This window comes from Marinobacter salexigens (genome assembly GCF_018860765.1).
Lineage (GTDB): Bacteria > Pseudomonadota > Gammaproteobacteria > Pseudomonadales > Oleiphilaceae > Marinobacter > Marinobacter salexigens_A.
In genome coordinates, this window is the sequence record NZ_JAHKPV010000001.1 from 83,104 (window position 1) to 99,988 (window position 16,885).

General features: G+C 52.6%; 15 protein-coding genes. 8 read left to right on the forward strand and 7 right to left on the reverse strand.

Going from position 1 to position 16,885, the window contains the following annotated elements; genetic code table 11:
• The first annotated feature begins 123 nt into the window (after positions 1-123).
• A complete protein-coding gene (fauA, locus tag KO508_RS00395; protein ID WP_216006385.1) occupies positions 124-2,286 on the forward strand; it encodes a TonB-dependent alcaligin siderophore receptor FauA in 2,163 nt (720 codons plus the stop codon).
• Between the two features lie 396 nt (positions 2,287-2,682).
• On the opposite strand, the gene KO508_RS00400 is transcribed toward fauA, so the two are convergent.
• Positions 2,683-3,549: a YicC/YloC family endoribonuclease gene (locus KO508_RS00400; RefSeq protein WP_216006386.1), complete on the reverse strand. Its 867-nt coding sequence runs from the start codon at positions 3,547-3,549 to the stop codon at positions 2,683-2,685.
• Between the two features lie 218 nt (positions 3,550-3,767).
• On the opposite strand from KO508_RS00400, the gene rph reads away from it, so the two are divergent.
• Complete coding sequence (rph, locus tag KO508_RS00405) at positions 3,768-4,484, forward strand: ribonuclease PH (RefSeq protein WP_216006387.1); 717 nt, start codon at positions 3,768-3,770, stop codon at positions 4,482-4,484.
• A 136-nt stretch (positions 4,485-4,620) separates the two neighbouring features.
• Here rph and KO508_RS00410 read toward each other — a convergent pair whose 3' ends face one another.
• Positions 4,621-5,427 carry an exodeoxyribonuclease III gene (locus tag KO508_RS00410; protein ID WP_216006388.1) on the reverse strand — a complete coding sequence of 269 codons (807 nt, stop codon included), beginning with the start codon at positions 5,425-5,427 and terminating at the stop codon, positions 4,621-4,623.
• Between the two features lie 81 nt (positions 5,428-5,508).
• On the opposite strand from KO508_RS00410, the gene pyrE reads away from it, so the two are divergent.
• On the forward strand, positions 5,509-6,147 hold the full coding sequence (gene pyrE, locus KO508_RS00415; protein WP_216006389.1) for an orotate phosphoribosyltransferase: 639 nt from the start codon (positions 5,509-5,511) through the stop codon (positions 6,145-6,147).
• 3 nt (positions 6,148-6,150) lie between these two features.
• Positions 6,151-6,804 (forward strand): DUF4124 domain-containing protein, encoded by a 654-nt coding sequence (locus KO508_RS00420; RefSeq protein ID WP_216006390.1) that lies wholly within the window; start codon positions 6,151-6,153, stop codon positions 6,802-6,804.
• Between the two features lie 128 nt (positions 6,805-6,932).
• Here KO508_RS00420 and KO508_RS00425 read toward each other — a convergent pair whose 3' ends face one another.
• Together KO508_RS00425 and KO508_RS00430 are read right to left on the reverse strand one after the other, a co-directional pair.
• Complete coding sequence (locus tag KO508_RS00425; protein ID WP_216006391.1) at positions 6,933-7,337, reverse strand: hypothetical protein; 405 nt, start codon at positions 7,335-7,337, stop codon at positions 6,933-6,935.
• A gap of 216 nt (positions 7,338-7,553) precedes the next feature.
• Complete coding sequence (locus KO508_RS00430; protein WP_216006392.1) at positions 7,554-7,892, reverse strand: DUF2782 domain-containing protein; 339 nt, start codon at positions 7,890-7,892, stop codon at positions 7,554-7,556.
• An 87-nt stretch (positions 7,893-7,979) separates the two neighbouring features.
• On the opposite strand from KO508_RS00430, the gene polA reads away from it, so the two are divergent.
• Positions 7,980-10,733, forward strand: coding sequence for a DNA polymerase I (gene polA, locus KO508_RS00435; protein WP_216006393.1), 2,754 nt, complete (start codon positions 7,980-7,982; stop codon positions 10,731-10,733).
• 193 nt (positions 10,734-10,926) lie between these two features.
• Positions 10,927-11,289: a hypothetical protein gene (locus KO508_RS00440; protein ID WP_216006394.1), complete on the forward strand. Its 363-nt coding sequence runs from the start codon at positions 10,927-10,929 to the stop codon at positions 11,287-11,289.
• Between the two features lie 39 nt (positions 11,290-11,328).
• On the opposite strand, the gene KO508_RS00445 is transcribed toward KO508_RS00440, so the two are convergent.
• The 3 genes from KO508_RS00445 to KO508_RS00455 all read right to left on the reverse strand — a co-directional run bounded on the left by KO508_RS00445 (position 11,329) and on the right by KO508_RS00455 (position 15,117).
• Positions 11,329-12,750 carry an OmpP1/FadL family transporter gene (locus tag KO508_RS00445; protein WP_216006395.1) on the reverse strand — a complete coding sequence of 474 codons (1,422 nt, stop codon included), beginning with the start codon at positions 12,748-12,750 and terminating at the stop codon, positions 11,329-11,331.
• Positions 12,751-12,870: 120 nt separating this feature from the next.
• Entirely contained in the window at positions 12,871-13,992 is a 1,122-nt protein-coding gene (locus KO508_RS00450) for a PilT/PilU family type 4a pilus ATPase (protein WP_216006396.1), read from the reverse strand.
• Between the two features lie 90 nt (positions 13,993-14,082).
• Positions 14,083-15,117, reverse strand: a complete 1,035-nt coding sequence (locus KO508_RS00455; RefSeq protein WP_216006397.1) for a type IV pilus twitching motility protein PilT — start codon at positions 15,115-15,117, stop codon at positions 14,083-14,085.
• A 140-nt stretch (positions 15,118-15,257) separates the two neighbouring features.
• On the opposite strand from KO508_RS00455, the gene KO508_RS00460 reads away from it, so the two are divergent.
• Together KO508_RS00460 and proC are read left to right on the forward strand one after the other, a co-directional pair.
• On the forward strand, positions 15,258-15,962 hold the full coding sequence (locus KO508_RS00460; RefSeq protein WP_216006398.1) for a YggS family pyridoxal phosphate-dependent enzyme: 705 nt from the start codon (positions 15,258-15,260) through the stop codon (positions 15,960-15,962).
• 62 nt (positions 15,963-16,024) lie between these two features.
• A complete protein-coding gene (proC, locus tag KO508_RS00465; RefSeq protein ID WP_216006399.1) occupies positions 16,025-16,858 on the forward strand; it encodes a pyrroline-5-carboxylate reductase in 834 nt (277 codons plus the stop codon).
• Positions 16,859-16,885: the final 27 nt, after the last annotated feature.

Consider the following 16,885-nt stretch of genomic DNA (forward strand, 5'->3'; position numbering starts at 1 on the left):
CTCAACTGCGAGGGAATGCTAAAAAATAACCATTCCCATTTGCCACTGATTTTGGCTTGGCATCTTGCAAGGTGTGAAGTGCAAAACATGGCATCATCCCTTGTGGCTTGGAGATATCCCTGCATGTTCCTTGACTTTTTTGCACTCCGTCAGGTTGGGCGATTCAGCCTGCTAACCGTTCCCCTGGTGTTGAGCGCTCCTGTTTCCGCCAAAGAGTTCCCTGTTGAACTGGAAACGCTGGTGGTCAGTGGTCGCCAGTTATCAGCTGATTCAGAGCAGCGCGACAGCTATGCCCCAGGCGCCAGTACAACCGCAACGAGCTTACCCCTATCCATCAAGGAGACGCCCCAGGCCGTCAGTGTGATTACCCACCAACAGATCAAGGATCAGGGATTGGGCTCCAGCGGCGAGATTTTGCACCAGGCACCAGGCATCTCGATGACCCGCAACGACAGCAACCGCTTCAACTATTCCGCCCGCGGGTATTCAATCAGCACCTACCAGTTCGATGGTCTGATGACGCCCATTCAGGGCTACTGGAACTTTGGCGATACCGACTGGGATAGTGCCATTTACGACCGGATAGAGGTTGTTCGTGGTGCAACCGGGCTCCTGACCGGCGCCGGTGACCCCTCCGCCAGCGTCAACTTCATTCGGAAAAAGCCATTGCCGGAGTTCGCTGCTCGTCTCAGCGGAGATCTCGGGCGCTGGGACGGGCGACGGTTGGTGGCTGACGTCTCCACCCCGCTTGGAGATTCAGGCCGAACCGCAGCACGTTTCGTTGCTGTACGCGACCAACAGGATACCCATGTCGACAATATGGAGCACGACAAACAAACCTACTACGGTGTCATCAACACACAACTGACCCCCGATACGGATATCAGTCTGGGCGTTGAATACCAGCACAATCAAACCGATGGCGCCGGCGGCGGCTTTCCTATGTTTTATGCGGACGGCAGTCGTACCGACTTTAATCGCTCAGCCTCAAACAACACTCGCTGGTCTCACTTTTTCAATGAAACCACGCGGGCGTTCATCGACGTGAATCACTTTCTGGATAACTACTGGCGACTCAGGGCGGCTTACAGCTATGACGATGGTAACTACGGTTTGACCTATCTTTTCCGCAGCGGTTTTCCGGACAAGAACACCGGTGAAGGTATGTCCCCATATTTTGCCAACTACCGGGGAGATCGCAGCCGTCAGGATATGCATTTCACGGCAGAGGGACCTTTCGAACTCTTTGGTCGCGAGCATGAAGCGGCCTTCGGCTGGATACGTACTCAGGACGATCTCGACATGAGTCTGGCTGGCCCAGCAGGAACCGTACCTGACATCAGAGCCTACCGTGATGGTCAGGGCGATCCTGTTACCGAACCGGTATGGGGTGCATACGACAGTGTCGATGACAGCAAGTTGATTCAGAGCGGTGCCTATGCCGTCACCCGATTGTCGCTCGCCGATCCTCTGCATCTGGTTGCCGGCATCCGCCTCAGCAACTGGGAGCTTGAACAGAGCTATTTTGGAGACAATCGAAAATATTCCTACAGCGCTGAACTCACACCTTATGCCGGGCTGATATACGACTTTGACCACCGGTTCAGTGGATATGTCAGCTATACCGAAATTTTTCAGACTCAGAACGTACGTTCTACAAACGGCTCTTTGCTTGATCCTATCACCGGACGCAACTATGAGGCGGGCTTGAAAGCGACGTTGGCGGATGCACTTGATATGAATGTAGCCGTTTTCAGAAGTGAGCAGGACGGTCTGGGTGAAGCAATTCCGGGTGAAACGGTGAATGGTCGCCCGGACACCCAAGCCTATCGGGCCGCCGATGGCGCCACCGTCGAGGGGTTTGAAACCGAGCTGGTTGGGCGATTGGCGCCGGGCTGGAACCTCAACGCCAGCTTTACTTTGGCAAATCCGAAAAATGCAGATGGGGACCGAATGAATACCGCACACCCTCGCCGGCAAGCCAAGTTGTTTACCAGCTATCAATTTACTGGAAATTGGCGTCCGCTTCGCCTTGGCGGAGGCATGCGCTGGCAGAGTGACATCTACCGGGATACCCGAGGACCGGTAGGCACAACACATGTTACCCAAGGCAGTTACACCGTGATAGACCTGATGGCCCGTTACGACTTTACTCCGGATATCAGTGCTCAACTGAACCTGAACAACGCATTAGACAAGGAATACCATGATCAGATTGGATTTTATAGCCAAGCCTGGTGGGGCGCACCACGCAACCTTCGCTTGTCACTGAGCTACGACTTCTAAGTGGTAACAAGCTCTGGCTGGAATCTGTGGTCCATGCCAGACAGGTAGGTCTATCATTGGCCTTTTGGGTAGCCATCGACGCAAGGCACCCTTGATCTACAAGCAGACGAAAAATCTTCTAGCTGTACAGCTTTTATTAGGGCACACCAATATGGCCAGTACTGTTCGATATCTGGGTGCCGAGGTAGAAGTTACTTTGAAGATAGCTTAGAGCATTGACGTCTAATTGTTGTAACGTGGCCCTTCGATCCTAGATCGTTGGGTGACGGAGCTCCCTATTATACCTCCCGATTTACTGCCGGATTGAACTAGATCTTGGTGTATACCAATAGACAATATTAATACACAAGCCTTAAAAAACAGGCTCTTAATTACATTTATGAACACAGACAGACATCACTCGATATTCTGAACCTGTTCACGCACCTGCTCTATCAGAACCTTCAAATCAACCGCCGCACGGGTTACGTCAGCATCAATGCTTTTACTGCTCAGGGTGTTGGCCTCCCGGTTCAGCTCCTGCATTAGAAAATCCAGCCGACGGCCAATGGCCTCATCGCGCTTGAGGGTGTCTGTCACCTCATTGATATGCGCCTCCAACCGGTCCAACTCTTCTGCCACATCGCATTTTTGTGCCAGCATGACCATTTCCTGAGCCACCCGTTCTGGGTCCAACTCCACTCTGGCCTTTTGAAAACGCTCACGAATGTGTTCCTCCTGTGCTTTTAAAAGCCCGGGCATCCCTTCGCGAACGGTCGCCACCAAGGCCTTCATCTGCGCTAGCCGCTCGTCAAATAATGGGCGCAGGCGCTCACCTTCCCGCTCACGAACAACGGTCAACTCCGCAACCGTTTGCTTGAACAGGCTCAGGCCAGCTTCCCGTGCCGAGCTGTAGTCTTGCTCTGGCACCGACAGGACTCCGGGCCAGCGCAGAATATCTAAGGCATTGATATGCGCCGGGTTGTCCAACATCCGATTAACATGGTTTGCAGCCTCGTTGACTGCATGGGCTACATCCTCGTTAATCTCAAACCCTGAAACACCCGACTCAGCGGACTGCAAACGAATCGACACATCCACCTTGCCCCGCTTCAACTGCTTTCGAAGCTCTTCCCGGAACGGGTTTTCAAGCTCTCGCAAGGCGTCTGGCAACCGGAAGGAAGGTTCCAGATACCGGTGATTGACGGTACGAATCTCGCAGGTCAAGGTTATCTGACCATCTTGAACATCTTTGCGGGCAAAGGCCGTCATACTTCTAATCATAGGGAGCTCCAGCTTTTGTTAGTGGGCGCGATCATTCTATGCATAGCCCGAGTCTAACAGGCCGCGATCACTTGCCGCGACCACCACCGCAAACAACACGCCCGCCGTTACCGGCCCACCAGTACCTGAGCCCTACGTGTTACACTTCGCGACTTCTAAACACCAATCCGACCGGGAGCCACGCACCCGGACACTCATTTAAACGATCAGGAATCACTATGCGTCCAAGCGGCAGAACGCCAGAACAGCCTAGAGACATTCGCATTACCCGAAACTACACCCGACACGCCGAAGGCTCTGTGCTGGTGGAATTCGGAGATACCAAAGTCATCTGCACTGCTTCTGTGGAAAACAAAGTACCTCCCTTCCTGCGCGGTGAAGGTCAGGGCTGGATTACCGCAGAATACGGAATGCTGCCCCGCTCAACCGGCAGCCGCATGGGCCGCGAGGCCGCCCGTGGTAAACAAGGCGGCCGCACCGTCGAAATCCAACGTTTGATCGGCCGCTCTCTACGCGCTGCTGTCGACATGAAAGCTCTGGGTGAACACACGATCACCATAGACTGCGACGTAATTCAGGCCGACGGTGGCACCCGCACCGCAGCCATAACCGGCGGTTGCGTTGCGCTGGTAGATGCCCTCAACCATCTGGTTGAAACCAAGCGTCTGAAAAAATCACCACTGAAACAAATGATCGCGGCGATCTCTGTGGGCATCTACAAAGGCACCCCGGTTGCTGATCTGGATTACCCGGAGGATTCTGAAGCCGAAACCGACATGAACGTGATCATGACCGATCAAGGTGGCTTCATTGAAATCCAAGGAACGGCAGAAGCTGCGCCGTTTGTTCAGGAAGAACTGAATAGTATGCTGGCTCTGGCCAAACAGAGCATTGAGAAGTTGTTTGTTCTGCAGAAAGAAGCACTGGAGGGCTAGGAAAATTTAGCGGGTTCGGAGGGGGAGGCCTTTCCGGGACCGTCTCCGGCCAAGGACGGCCGGAGTCGAGCGCGCAAGGATGCGCTTGTAGCGTGTTCCGGAAAGGCCTCCCCCTCCGGACACGCGACAGTCTAGCTCAAATACCAATCTCTATATCGTAATCCATAATCACTGGAGCGTGATCCGAAAAACGGGTAGTGCTATCAATCCAGCCATCTTTAATGGTCTTGCGAACACCCGGCGTCATCAACTGATAATCCACCCGAATCCCCGCTTTTTTTCGCGAACCCTCAGTCTGCTCCGGCCACCAAGTGAATTGATTGCTCTGTTTATTGATATCACGGAACGCATCCACGCAGCCCATTTCATCAAATAAGCGATCCAGCCAAGCACGCTCGTGAGGCAAAAACCCTGAAAAATCAAACCTGTGGTAAAGCGGGCTCGCATCTGTCACATGATGGGCCGACTGCAGGTTCGCCCCAAAAATAAACTGACGACGCTTACGCAGGGTTTTCTGCATGTGCAGACCAAAGGCATCCATAAAGTCATCTTTATGGTCGAGCACCGTTAAGTCATCCTCGCTGATCAACTCCTCCTCACGCCCAAGAGCGCAGGGAGCCAACACCGAGGCAACCGAAACCTTGTCAAAATCGGCCTGAATAAAACGCCCTTCACGATCCGCAGACTCATTTGCAAAGCCGTACATAATGGCCTTTGGAAAGTGCCGCGTGTAAATCCCTACGCCGCCGTCTTCATTTTTTTCGCCGTCAATGAAATAAGCTTCATAGCCTTCTGGGATGAGATTTTTATCTTCAATCTCATAGGCACGCATACGGTGATCCTGAACACAGACAACGTCTGCATCCTGCTCGGCCAGCCAGTCGAAGAAACCTTTATCAACAGCCTGAGCAAGACCATTGACGCTGATTGATACTACCCGCATACGTGTTCCCTGATTCGGTTTGTGTGTATGATACCGTTTTTACGCGTCATTAAAAGATCCACACCCGCCAGAAGCCTTGCCATGCACGACTATCAGCAAAAATTTATCGAATTCGCCATCCGTCGCAATGTACTTCGTTTTGGTGATTTTACACTCAAATCCGGTCGCACTAGCCCCTACTTTTTCAATGCCGGGCTTTTTAACACCGGAGGCGACCTATTGCAGCTCAGCCAAGCCTACGCTGCCGCCATCGACCGTAGCGGTCTCGATTATGACATTATATTCGGACCTGCCTATAAGGGCATTCCGCTGGCAACCGTGACGGCTATGGCGCTAGCCAAAGAGGGCAAGAGCAAGCCATTTGCTTTTAACCGCAAAGAAAAGAAAGATCACGGTGAGGGCGGTAATATTGTTGGTGCCCCGTTGCAAGGTAAAGTGCTAATCGTTGATGATGTCATTACAGCCGGCACAGCCATTCGCGAATCCATCGACCTTATTCGCGCCTCGGGTGCCGAGCCTGCCGGTGTATTGATCGCCCTGGACAGACAGGAGCGAGGCAATGGCGAGCTTTCCGCAATACAGGAAGTAGAAAGCGAATTTGGCATTCCGGTGGTCAGTATTATCCGCCTGGAACAGGTTTTGGACTATCTTAAGACCAACCCGGAGTTTTCTGGCCATGCCGCGAAGGTTGCCAGCTACCGGGAACGCTACGGAGTCTGACTGATGCACAAACGCCTTACCGTATGTTCAGCCGCTGCCACTGCACTCTTTCTTGCGCTGGGCATAACAACCCAAGCAGAGGCTGGCATGTACCGCTACACGGACGAAGAAGGCCGAACCGTAATCAGCAACACCATTCCTCAACCAGCAACGAAACGCGGCTATGACATCCTCAATTCAAACGGGCGCGTGGTCGAAGTCATTCCTCCAGCACCAACAGACGATGAAATAGCCGCGCGCGAGGCCGAAAAGCAACGTCAAGAAGAGCTTGCCATTCAGCGCGAAAAAGACACGCGGCTTTTGAAACGCTTCAGTCATCCGGATCAAGCCATCAAGGCCATGCATCGCAAACTGGGCGAACTGCAAGGGCTGATTCAACTCAAACGGGGCAATATCTCTGTTATATCCAGCCAACTGGATAATGAGCAAAGCCGTGCAGCGAATATGGAGCGCACAGGCCAGAAAATACCGGATGCAACCCTCGAAAAAATACGCCGCCTTGAATCCCAAATTCGCGATATTGAACGGGAGATTTCGTGGCAAGCTCAAGATATTGAGACGATGAAACAGACGTACGAGAAAGACATCAGACGTCTGGAAGAAGTCACCGGAGAGACTCGCACACTATCGCTGGAACCAGCCAACCCTTCTAAGTAATACGCTGTAATCAAAATCGTCAGAAGTACCCGCTTACAACCAAAAAAGGGGCACCAAAACGAAACTTGGCGCCCCTTTTTTTCAGCACCGACACAAACTCTGTGTCGGCCTCACTACGTCAGCTTAAGTTAGGCTGATGCAGCTGTTTTCTTCTTTGCAGTGGTCTTGCTAGCTGCTGGCTTCTTAGCTGTTACAGACTTCTTTGCATCTTGAGCGGCTTCAGACACCTCGCCTGCTGCTTCGGAAACAGCATCTGCACCTTCAGCGGCTTCTTTCTCAAGCTTGGCTACAAGATCGCCAGCAAAGTTACCAAAGCGGCTGTTCAGGGTGCGCAGCTGGCCAAAAAGGCTGTCGCTATAACCGTTGTAACGCTTACGCAGAGTCTTGACGCTGTACTCACGAGCTTCAGACTCGATCTTTTCCGCGTAGTCGAATGGCTTGGCCGCAAGCTTCTTCTGCTGCTCTTCAGCTGCATTGATGCCCTTGTCTACGATTTCCTGAAGCTGCTGCTGATAGGTTTTAAGTTTACCCATGTCAATTCCCCTTGGTTTACAGAAGTAATTCCAGACCTTCCCCTCACTGCTACTGATCGCGGCTTGGCCTGCTCAATCAGCGCGAAGGTAAACGCCTCTGTCTGATTCTGTACCCAAGGTTACGGAGAAAAATTAGAATGTTCATACTAAAAGCGAAAAGCACTTGCACTCGACATATAGGTATTTCTGCAGCTCAGCCCAAGCACTGATTTACACTCACCAACGAAACAAAATCCAGCTCGGAACCAGCATGTCGGAATCGGTCTCTCGTACCCAGCCGCCGCCATCTGCAGGCACCAGATAGTATTCAAGCCCCACTTCCGGCACCACTTTAATCTCCACAAGTTGTCCATTCACCCGATACTCGTAGAAAACCTCATCGTCGCCAGGCCGAATGACAATCTGTGGGCCAGCGCTGGAAGGTTGGTAATCAGACACCACAACCGGCTCTTTGGGCGTTTCAACAACAGCCTCATCTAGAGCGCCGCTATCCTGTGCCAACGCAGGGCCAATGCCGTAGGCAAGCAGAAGTGCGGAGCAGGCGATTCGTTTCATTTTCGTGATACCCTTTTGATCATCAAATTAAGTACAGAGTTGCATAAGCCAACCCTAGCTTCAATCACAATCCGGACTCCTGCTGACATGACTGAACAAAAGACCCCACCCGTGGTGCTTGTGGACGGTTCGTCCTATTTATTCCGTGCTTATCATGCACTTCCACCGCTAACCACCAGCAAAAACCATCCCACTGGCGCCATCAAAGGTGTTATCGCGATGATTAGGCGCTTGGAACAGGATTTCCCCGGCTCCAAACTGGTCGTGGTGTTCGATGCCAAGGGCAAAACCTTCCGCCACGATTTGTACGAAGACTATAAGGCGAATCGACCGCCCATGCCGGAAGATCTCGCCATACAGATTGAGCCGATCCATCAAATGGTAAAAGCTATGGGCTTGCCCCTGCTGATTGTAGGCGGCGTGGAGGCAGACGATGTTATTGGCACGCTGGCCAACGAAGCCACTAGCAAGGGCATTGATGTAGTGGTTTCAACTGGCGATAAAGATATGGCTCAGCTGGTTAGCGACCATGTAACCCTGATTAATACCATGACCGAAACCCGTATGGATTGGGATGGCGTGGTCGAAAAGTTTGGTGTTCGCCCCGACCAGATCATTGATTATTTGGCATTGGTTGGGGACAAGGTGGATAACATTCCGGGCGTCAATAAGTGCGGCCCCAAAACCGCAGTAAAGTGGCTGGAAGCCTACGACAGTCTAAACGGGGTAATGGAACACGCAGGCGAGATCAAAGGCAAGATTGGCGAGTATCTAAGGGAAGCCATAGAAACCCTGCCTCTGAGTCAGGAACTAGCCACCATCAAAATGGATGTTGAACTGGATTTCGGCTTGGAAGACCTGCAAGAGAGACAACAGAATGATGAGGATCTACTGGCGCTTTTCCGGGAATATGAACTGCGCGGCTGGACGGCTGAGCTAGAAGCCAAAGCTTCGGAAGCCACCCGAGAGGACAGGAATGAAAACTCAGGCAACCAAAGCAACACGGCGACATCGGCACCAGCCCCCACAGAGAAGCGCTACAGCGTAATCACCGATCAGAAAGAGCTGGATGAGTGGGTCGCAAGACTTAAACAATCCGATTTATTCGCCTTTGATACAGAAACCACCAGCCTGCGCTACATGAGTGCCGAAGTGGTTGGCGTCTCTTTTGCCATTGAAACGGGAGAAGCCGCTTACGTGCCTTTTGGTCATGACTATATGGGCGCACCGGAGCAACTTGATCGCGACCAAGTTCTGGCCCAGCTCAAGCCGCTACTGGAAGACGCGAACCTAAAGAAAGTTGGCCAAAACCTTAAGTACGACAAAAACGTGCTGGCAAACCACGATATCTGCCTAGAAGGCATCGCTGAAGACACCATGGTGGAGTCCTACGTGCTCAACTCCGTGTCATCCCGCCACGACATGGACACGCTGGCCAGGAACTATCTGGACGAAGAAACCATCACTTTCGAATCTATTGCCGGCAAAGGCGCCAAACAGCTTACCTTTAACCAGTTGGAGCTGGAAAAGGCGGGCCCCTATGCCGCTGAAGACGCCGACATAACCCTACGCCTGCATCAGGTTCTACGCCCACAGTTGGCCGCGACCGGGAAGCTGCAGTCAGTTTACGAGGATATCGACCTCCCCTTGGTGCCCGTTTTATCCCGCATGGAACAGCGCGGCATACTGATAAAAGCCAACACTCTACGCCAGCACAGTCAGGAACTGGCAGAGCGAATGGCCGAGCTGGAGAAAGAGGCTCATGACGTTGCCGGCGAGAAATTTAATCTGGGCTCGCCCAAGCAGTTACAGGCCATTTTTTACGAGAAGATGGGACTGCCTGTAATCAAAAAAACTCCCAAAGGGGCACCCTCGACAGCAGAACCTGTCTTGCAGGAGCTGGCCCACGAGCACGAGCTTCCAAGACTGATCCTCGAACATCGCAGCCTGAGCAAACTCAAATCAACTTACACAGACACCTTGCCAGAGCTGATCCATCACCGCACTGGACGTGTGCATACCTCCTACCATCAGGCGGTTACGGCCACCGGGCGGCTCTCATCCTCAGAGCCCAACCTGCAGAATATTCCTGTACGTACGGATCAGGGCCGGCGCATTCGTCAGGCATTTATTGCGGAGGAAGGCTCCAAACTTATCGCGGCTGACTACTCCCAAATAGAGCTGCGGATCATGGCCCACTTGTCCGAGGACAAAGGTCTGCTGACAGCGTTTGAACATGGAGAGGACATTCACAAAGCAACCGCCGCAGAAGTCTTCGGTGTGGCTCTGGAAGACGTAAACGGTGATCAAAGGCGCAGCGCCAAAGCCATTAACTTCGGCCTGATTTACGGCATGTCCGCGTTCGGGCTGGCCCGCCAGCTGGATGTGGAGCGCAAGGTTGCCCAGCAGTATATTGATCGGTATTTCGAGCGCTACCCGGGCGTATTGCAATATATGGACAACATCCGGAAGCAGGCCCATGACGATGGCTATGTCGAAACCCTGTTCGGTCGACGTCTGTACCTGCCTGAAATCAATGCACGTAACAAGCAGCTTCAACAGGCAGCCGAACGTACTGCCATTAATGCGCCTATGCAGGGGACTGCCGCAGATATCATCAAGCGGGCGATGATTGAGGTAGACAGCTGGCTGCGCAAAGAGCACGCAACCAATGCCAGCATGACCATGCAGGTCCACGATGAACTAATCATCGAAGTGCGGGAAGAATTTCTGGAGGAGGTCAAGAAAGGTCTGGTTCAACGCATGTCTGCTGCCGCCAGCCTGAAGGTTCCACTTCTGGTTGAAGCCGGCACAGGTAACAACTGGGATGAGGCTCACTAACCTCGAAAGCTGGCATCCAACGCCCTGTTTCTGCTCGCATTTAGCATGACGCGCACAATAACGGGGCGTTCCTCCCCTTGCAGCCTCCCACAAACCGGTGATTCTGCTACAGTGCTTGATCGGCACGAAATCTGCTTTAAACCGCAGGTCCGGGATAAAACCCGATGCAGTGACACCGATGTGAGGCCCTTCCATGAACTCTATAGCGACTGAACGCAGCTGGTTGTTCGACCCTTCTTTGCTAAAACTAGCACACCAGTGCCGGCGCCTGATTCAATCTGAATTTGGCGTAAAGCTCCATTTCGACGAAGCAGACCTGGCGCAGCACCTGGCCGACTACGCGAGCAAAACTCGATCTCGTCATCTGATACTTACTTGGGAAACTCTAAAAAGACGAGTGCCAGAACTGCAAACACAGGATGAAGAACAAGATGCGGCAGCAAAAACGTACCGGGGGCAACCGATCATGGAAGATCAACGTGAGCAAAAAGAGGAAAGCTTCGGGGAGGAGCCCCAGCACAAGAAGCGAATATACCGGGGACAAGTGGTAGGCTGATTCTGGAAAGGGAATCAGCCTCCAGATACAACAAATAGATCAGAAGGCTTTACTAATCTGGATAGCAGCACTCCAGGCTTCAAGCTCGTATTCACCCTCGTAGAACGAGTTCGTGTCCCTCGGGCTCGGAATAGTGCCAGCCGGCGTTAATACGTAGGATTTATCCGAAACTTCTGGATCCTCGGTGAACAACAAGGTGCCTACCGCAGCATCTATTGTCCAGCCGCTTTGAGCTGGCTTCCATTGCGCACCGAGTGTCAGCCAGTGACGATCACTGGAAGGAATACGCGCCGTAACATATTGGTCTACCGGCGACTCATCCCAGGCATAACCTGCCTTGAATGCCCATTCAGGCGTTGCCTGATAAATACCGCCCACATTAAGCTGCCAGGTGTTCTTCCACTCTTCCGGGATATGCGTCAGTTGGTCTGGCATGCCACCCGGGCTATTGGACGTCAGCGGCTTGCTGGAATCACGTCCGTAAATATCAAGAGATTCGAACCGGCTCCATCGTGCGTAAGTTGCACCTGCCAGAATCGTAAACTCATCGTTCAATCTGTGCAGGATGCTGGCAGTGACGCTCTCAGGAATAGCCAGAGGCACGTTAGCAGGCTCTGTAGAATCAATAGCTCCGACAAAGCCTGAGCTCGGATCCACTGCTGCGAAATCCGTAAACTTGGCATCGCCTTTCAGCTCAAGTTCAGTCCCGGTTTGAGCCTTGAGGCCAATCTGGGTTTGGCTATTCAGCTCGTAAAGGAAACCAACTTGGAACGTCACGGCAACATCATCGCCCTCAATGTCAGCGTATCCTTGCACTGGAGTTCCCGGGACAACATTAGACCCAGCCTGAGCAATCGTGCCCGAGTTATCTACAAACTTCGTGAGCTTGCCTTCAACGTAGAGCACGTTAAGGCCAACACCCATCGACAAACCCTGACCGTTATTTACGGAAATAGCCGGCGTGAATGAAAGAGCTGTCAGCTCGGTTTTGTCCGCAAAGTAGCGGCCAACGAAATTGTCGTCATAGTCTGCAGCCAAACCGTATGGCGCGTGTATGCCGAAGCCCACATCAATCGAATCGCTAACCTCATGAGTCAGATAAAGGTTTGGCAAAAGCGCCGGGTCTGCAATATCACCACCCGTAGTTCCCTGAACTGCACTTTGGGGTAAAGCGGAAGGGAGCTGATTGTTTGCCCTTGCTCCGCCTTTTGCCTCGGCATCAATATCCAGAATCGCGGCACCAAAGGAAATATTGGTGCCTTCAAGCTGACTCATACCCGCTGGGTTGAAATAAACAGTCGTCGCATTTTCCGGGTTTGCAGCAGAGCCGGCATTAGCCGTACCCATGGCGCTGGCACTTTGCTCGTTCAGGGAAAAACCACCAGCAAAAACACTAGCAGGGGCGGCTACTGCGGCCAGCGTTGCCAGCCGAACAGCACGGGTGAGAAGGTTGGATTTCATAACAGCGGCGTCTCCTTTGTATCGTAGGGGCGGAGTATACGCAGCTGTTGCCAGTGGCCTCAAATGCTAAAGCTACTGATTTGATAAATTAATCGTTTTCCGCTTTCGCACTTTTTTCGATCAGGTGTCCTGAATGGTCAATTTATCAACAGAGGACGACAACTTATCTGCCCCTTGGGCATCGGCACCCAATTTTATCAGCAACCGCAGGTCATTCGCCGAGTCGGCGTGAGCCAATGCATCTTCGTATGTAATCGAGCCTTCGGCGTAAAGTTCATAGAGTGCTTGGTCGAAAGTCCGCATACCGGATTCGGTAGACTTGGTCATCAGCTCTTTGAGCTTGTGCACTTCGCCCTTGCGAATCAGGTCCGCAACTAAGGGGGTGTTAATGAGAACTTCAATAACAGCCTTCCGGCCTTTACCATCAGGCGTAGGGATCAGTTGCTGCGCTACGATAGCCTTCAGGTTGAGAGATAGATCCATCCAGATTTGGTTATGCTGTTCTGGCGGGAAAAACTGGATAATCCGGTCAAGGGCTTGGTTAGCATTATTGGCGTGCAACGTTGCAAGGCAAAGGTGGCCCGTTTCGGCAAACTGAACAGAGTATTCCATGGTCTGGCGGGTACGAACCTCACCAATCAGAATAACGTCGGGCGCCTGACGCAACGTATTTTTCAATGCTACTTCAAAGCTCTCTGTATCAATCCCCACTTCCCTCTGCGTCACGATGCAGCCTTGGTGTTGGTGCACAAACTCAATGGGGTCTTCAATGGAAATAATATGGCCGCGACTATTGCGGTTGCGGTGCCCCAGCATAGCAGCCAATGACGTTGATTTACCGGTACCCGTGGCCCCGACAAATATGATGAGACCTCGCTTGGTCATCGCCAGTTCTTTGGTAATCTCAGGAAGCGCCAAATCATCAATTTGGGGAATTTTTACTTCAATTCGACGCAACACCATGCCACACAGGTTACGCTGGAAGAAGGCGCTCACCCGAAATCGTCCAATGCCTCGAGCACTGATCGCAAAGTTACACTCGTGGGTTTCTTCAAACTCGGCCCGCTGTTTTTCAGACATTGCGCCGTATACAAACTCCCTCGTCTGTTCCGGTGTTAAGGCATTTTTTGTGACCGGCAATACTTTACCGTTCACTTTCATGCTGGGCGGAACACCGGCCGTAACAAAGAGATCTGAACCTCCTTTTTCAACCATCAGACGAAGCAGTTTTTCGAATTCCATTTTATTTACCTATGTTCTTTTCTAAGTGATACATCGGCTCAAACTGAAGGGAGAAGGGGTGGCACCCCTCTCCTGCCTAATCGTTCAACGTCAAAAATTGTCCGGCATTTTCGCCTTGAGTCGTGCAGCGTCCCGAGAAATCAGGCCCTTCTGCAGCAAACGCTCAAGACACTGATCCAAAGTCTGCATGCCCAGCGAACCACCCGTTTGAATGGAGGAGTACATCTGGGCAATTTTGTCTTCCCGAATCAGGTTACGGATCGCAGACGTACCAATCATGATTTCGTGCGCCGCAATTCGCCCGCCACCCATTTTCTTCATCAGAGTCTGGGAAATTACCGCCTGCAACGACTCGGAAAGCATCGACCGCACCATGGACTTCTCTTGCGCCGGGAATACGTCCACAACCCTGTCGATAGTTTTTGCTGCCGAGGTAGTGTGCAGGGTTCCGAAAACCAAGTGCCCCGTTTCTGCCGCAGTGAGCGCCAGGCGAATGGTTTCCAGGTCTCGCAACTCACCTACCAGAATAATGTCGGGGTCTTCCCGTAGCGCGGAGCGCAGCGCCTCATTAAAGCCTAGCGTATCCCGGTGCACTTCCCGTTGATTCACAAGGCACTTCTTGGAATCGTGCACAAATTCGATCGGGTCTTCCACCGTCAGAATATGCTCATAACGCGAATCGTTTATGTAATCCACCATCGCTGCCAGCGTGGTGGACTTACCAGAACCGGTTGGCCCGGTTACAAGAACAAGACCACGTGGCACCGATGCAATATCCTTAAACACCTGGCCCATGCCAAGGTCGTCCATTGTCAGCACTTTCGAGGGGATCGTCCGGAAAACAGCACCAGCACCCCGGTTCTGGTTAAACGCGTTCACACGGAAGCGAGCGACACCAGGCACTTCGAAAGAAAAGTCGGTTTCCAGAAATTCTTCGTAGTCCTTGCGCTGCTTGTCGTTCATGATGTCGTAGATCAGCCCATGAACTTCTTTATGCTCCAGGGGCGGAAGATTGATGCGGCGAACATCGCCATCAACACGTATCATCGGGGGCAAGCCGGCGGAGAGGTGCAAGTCAGACGCACCCTGTTTCGCCGAGAAGGCAAGCAGTTCAGTAATATCCATAGAAGTCCTCGGAAGGCTTTATTCTTTTATACAGGTAGCGCCTATCTGACATAACCCTACTCCGATCACTTGGCATTTCAGTGACCTGCGAGTAACGTGTCGCCATAGAACGGGCAGACCAAACGCGACTATTTCATACTATGAGCAGCATAGCAGACAACCTCGGGAGCGTAACCCGACGCATACAAAAAGCAACATTGCACGCAGGCCGTGAACCCGGCTCTGTGAGCCTTCTGGCTGTCAGTAAAACCCGCTCGGCTGAAGAGCTGCGGCAGGCAGTGGCTGCAGGCCAGCGGGCATTTGGGGAAAACTACCTGCAAGAGGCTCTGGAAAAAATTGAGGCGCTGAGCGATCTCACGGAAATCGACTGGCACTTTATTGGCCCGATCCAATCCAATAAAACCCGGCAAATCGCCTCGGCTTTTTCTTGGGTTCACAGCCTTGATCGTCTGAAAGTAGCCCGACGCTTGAGCGAGCAAAGAGAAACCGGCTTGCCCCCATTGAATATTTGCCTTCAGGTCAATATTAACAATGAACAGAGCAAATCCGGTTGCCAGCCAGATGAACTGCCAACGCTGATCGAGGAAATAAGCCAGCTACCCGGGCTCACGCTCAGAGGGCTTATGGCCATACCCGATCCAGAGCAAACAGAATCGGCCCTGAGGGAAAGCTTCCGCAAGCTTGCCAATACACTCAAAAAACTCCGGCAGGACTATCCGGAAGCCGGTCCTTTAGACACCTTATCAATGGGCATGTCCGGCGACCTCGAAATAGCCATAGCAGAGGGTGCCACGTGGGTCCGCATTGGCACGGCCGTTTTTGGTGAGCGCTCGCCTAAGAGCTGAACAGGCCGGTACCTGCTATTATCTGTGCCGGACGTATAACCGAACAACCGTTGGAGCAAACCTTGAGCAAATCACCAACCATTTCGTTTATCGGTGCCGGTAACATGGCCAGCGCCATCATCGGTGGCATGCTGGACAGCGGCTTTAAAGCCAGCAGCATTTGGGCCAGCGCGCCAGACGACAGCCATCTGCAATCTATCCGCAAACGTTTTGGAATCAGCGTAACAACAGACAATCGTTATTGCGCCCAACAAGCCGACATGGTTGTTCTGGCAGTGAAGCCTCAGGCAATGGCGGACGTATGTCGCGATATAGCCCCTATCGCCCAAAACACCCGCCCGTTGATGGTGTCTATTGCCGCGGGCCTTGGGGCCGACACGCTTGATGAGTGGCTTGGTGGCGGCCTACCTATTGTCCGGGTAATGCCAAACACCCCCTCTCTAGTTGGCAAGGGCGCAGCCGGACTATTTGCCAGCGCGAGCGTTACCAGTGATCAGCAAAAAACGGTGCAATCCGTTTTTGAAGGTATCGGAATGGCTATCTGGGTTGAAGATGAAGCCCTGCTGCATGGTGTTACTGCGCTTTCGGGCAGCGGCCCGGCCTATTTCTTTTTGATGCTTGAGGCACTTGAAGCCGCGGCCACCGATGCTGGCGTGAACGCCGCAACCGCCAGACAATTAGCCATTCAAACCATGGCTGGCGCTGCCGAGATGGCTGCGAAAAGTGAACATAACCCTGCGCAGTTGAAAAAGAACGTTATGTCTCCGGGCGGCACAACAGAACAGGCAGTGAATACCTTTGAAGAAGGCGGAATGCGCGAACTGGTGAAAAAGGCCTATAACGCAGCCTACAAGCGCTCGGAAGAAATGGCCAAAGAATTGGCAGGTAAAGAGTAAACCAGTCACTGACAACGGAGAATTAGC

Bases quoted from the DNA above. Each gene is read 5' to 3' on its own strand.
- fauA (WP_216006385.1), top strand. From the start codon at position 124: ATGTTCCTTGACTTTTTTGCACTCCGTCAGGTTGGGCGATTCAGCCTG.
- KO508_RS00400 (WP_216006386.1), bottom strand. From the start codon at position 3,549: ATGATTAGAAGTATGACGGCCTTTGCCCGCAAAGATGTTCAAGATGGT.
- rph (WP_216006387.1), top strand. From the start codon at position 3,768: ATGCGTCCAAGCGGCAGAACGCCAGAACAGCCTAGAGACATTCGCATT.
- KO508_RS00410 (WP_216006388.1), bottom strand. From the start codon at position 5,427: ATGCGGGTAGTATCAATCAGCGTCAATGGTCTTGCTCAGGCTGTTGAT.
- pyrE (WP_216006389.1), top strand. From the start codon at position 5,509: ATGCACGACTATCAGCAAAAATTTATCGAATTCGCCATCCGTCGCAAT.
- KO508_RS00420 (WP_216006390.1), top strand. From the start codon at position 6,151: ATGCACAAACGCCTTACCGTATGTTCAGCCGCTGCCACTGCACTCTTT.
- KO508_RS00425 (WP_216006391.1), bottom strand. From the start codon at position 7,337: ATGGGTAAACTTAAAACCTATCAGCAGCAGCTTCAGGAAATCGTAGAC.
- KO508_RS00430 (WP_216006392.1), bottom strand. From the start codon at position 7,892: ATGAAACGAATCGCCTGCTCCGCACTTCTGCTTGCCTACGGCATTGGC.
- polA (WP_216006393.1), top strand. From the start codon at position 7,980: ATGACTGAACAAAAGACCCCACCCGTGGTGCTTGTGGACGGTTCGTCC.
- KO508_RS00440 (WP_216006394.1), top strand. From the start codon at position 10,927: ATGAACTCTATAGCGACTGAACGCAGCTGGTTGTTCGACCCTTCTTTG.
- KO508_RS00445 (WP_216006395.1), bottom strand. From the start codon at position 12,750: ATGAAATCCAACCTTCTCACCCGTGCTGTTCGGCTGGCAACGCTGGCC.
- KO508_RS00450 (WP_216006396.1), bottom strand. From the start codon at position 13,992: ATGGAATTCGAAAAACTGCTTCGTCTGATGGTTGAAAAAGGAGGTTCA.
- KO508_RS00455 (WP_216006397.1), bottom strand. From the start codon at position 15,117: ATGGATATTACTGAACTGCTTGCCTTCTCGGCGAAACAGGGTGCGTCT.
- KO508_RS00460 (WP_216006398.1), top strand. From the start codon at position 15,258: ATGAGCAGCATAGCAGACAACCTCGGGAGCGTAACCCGACGCATACAA.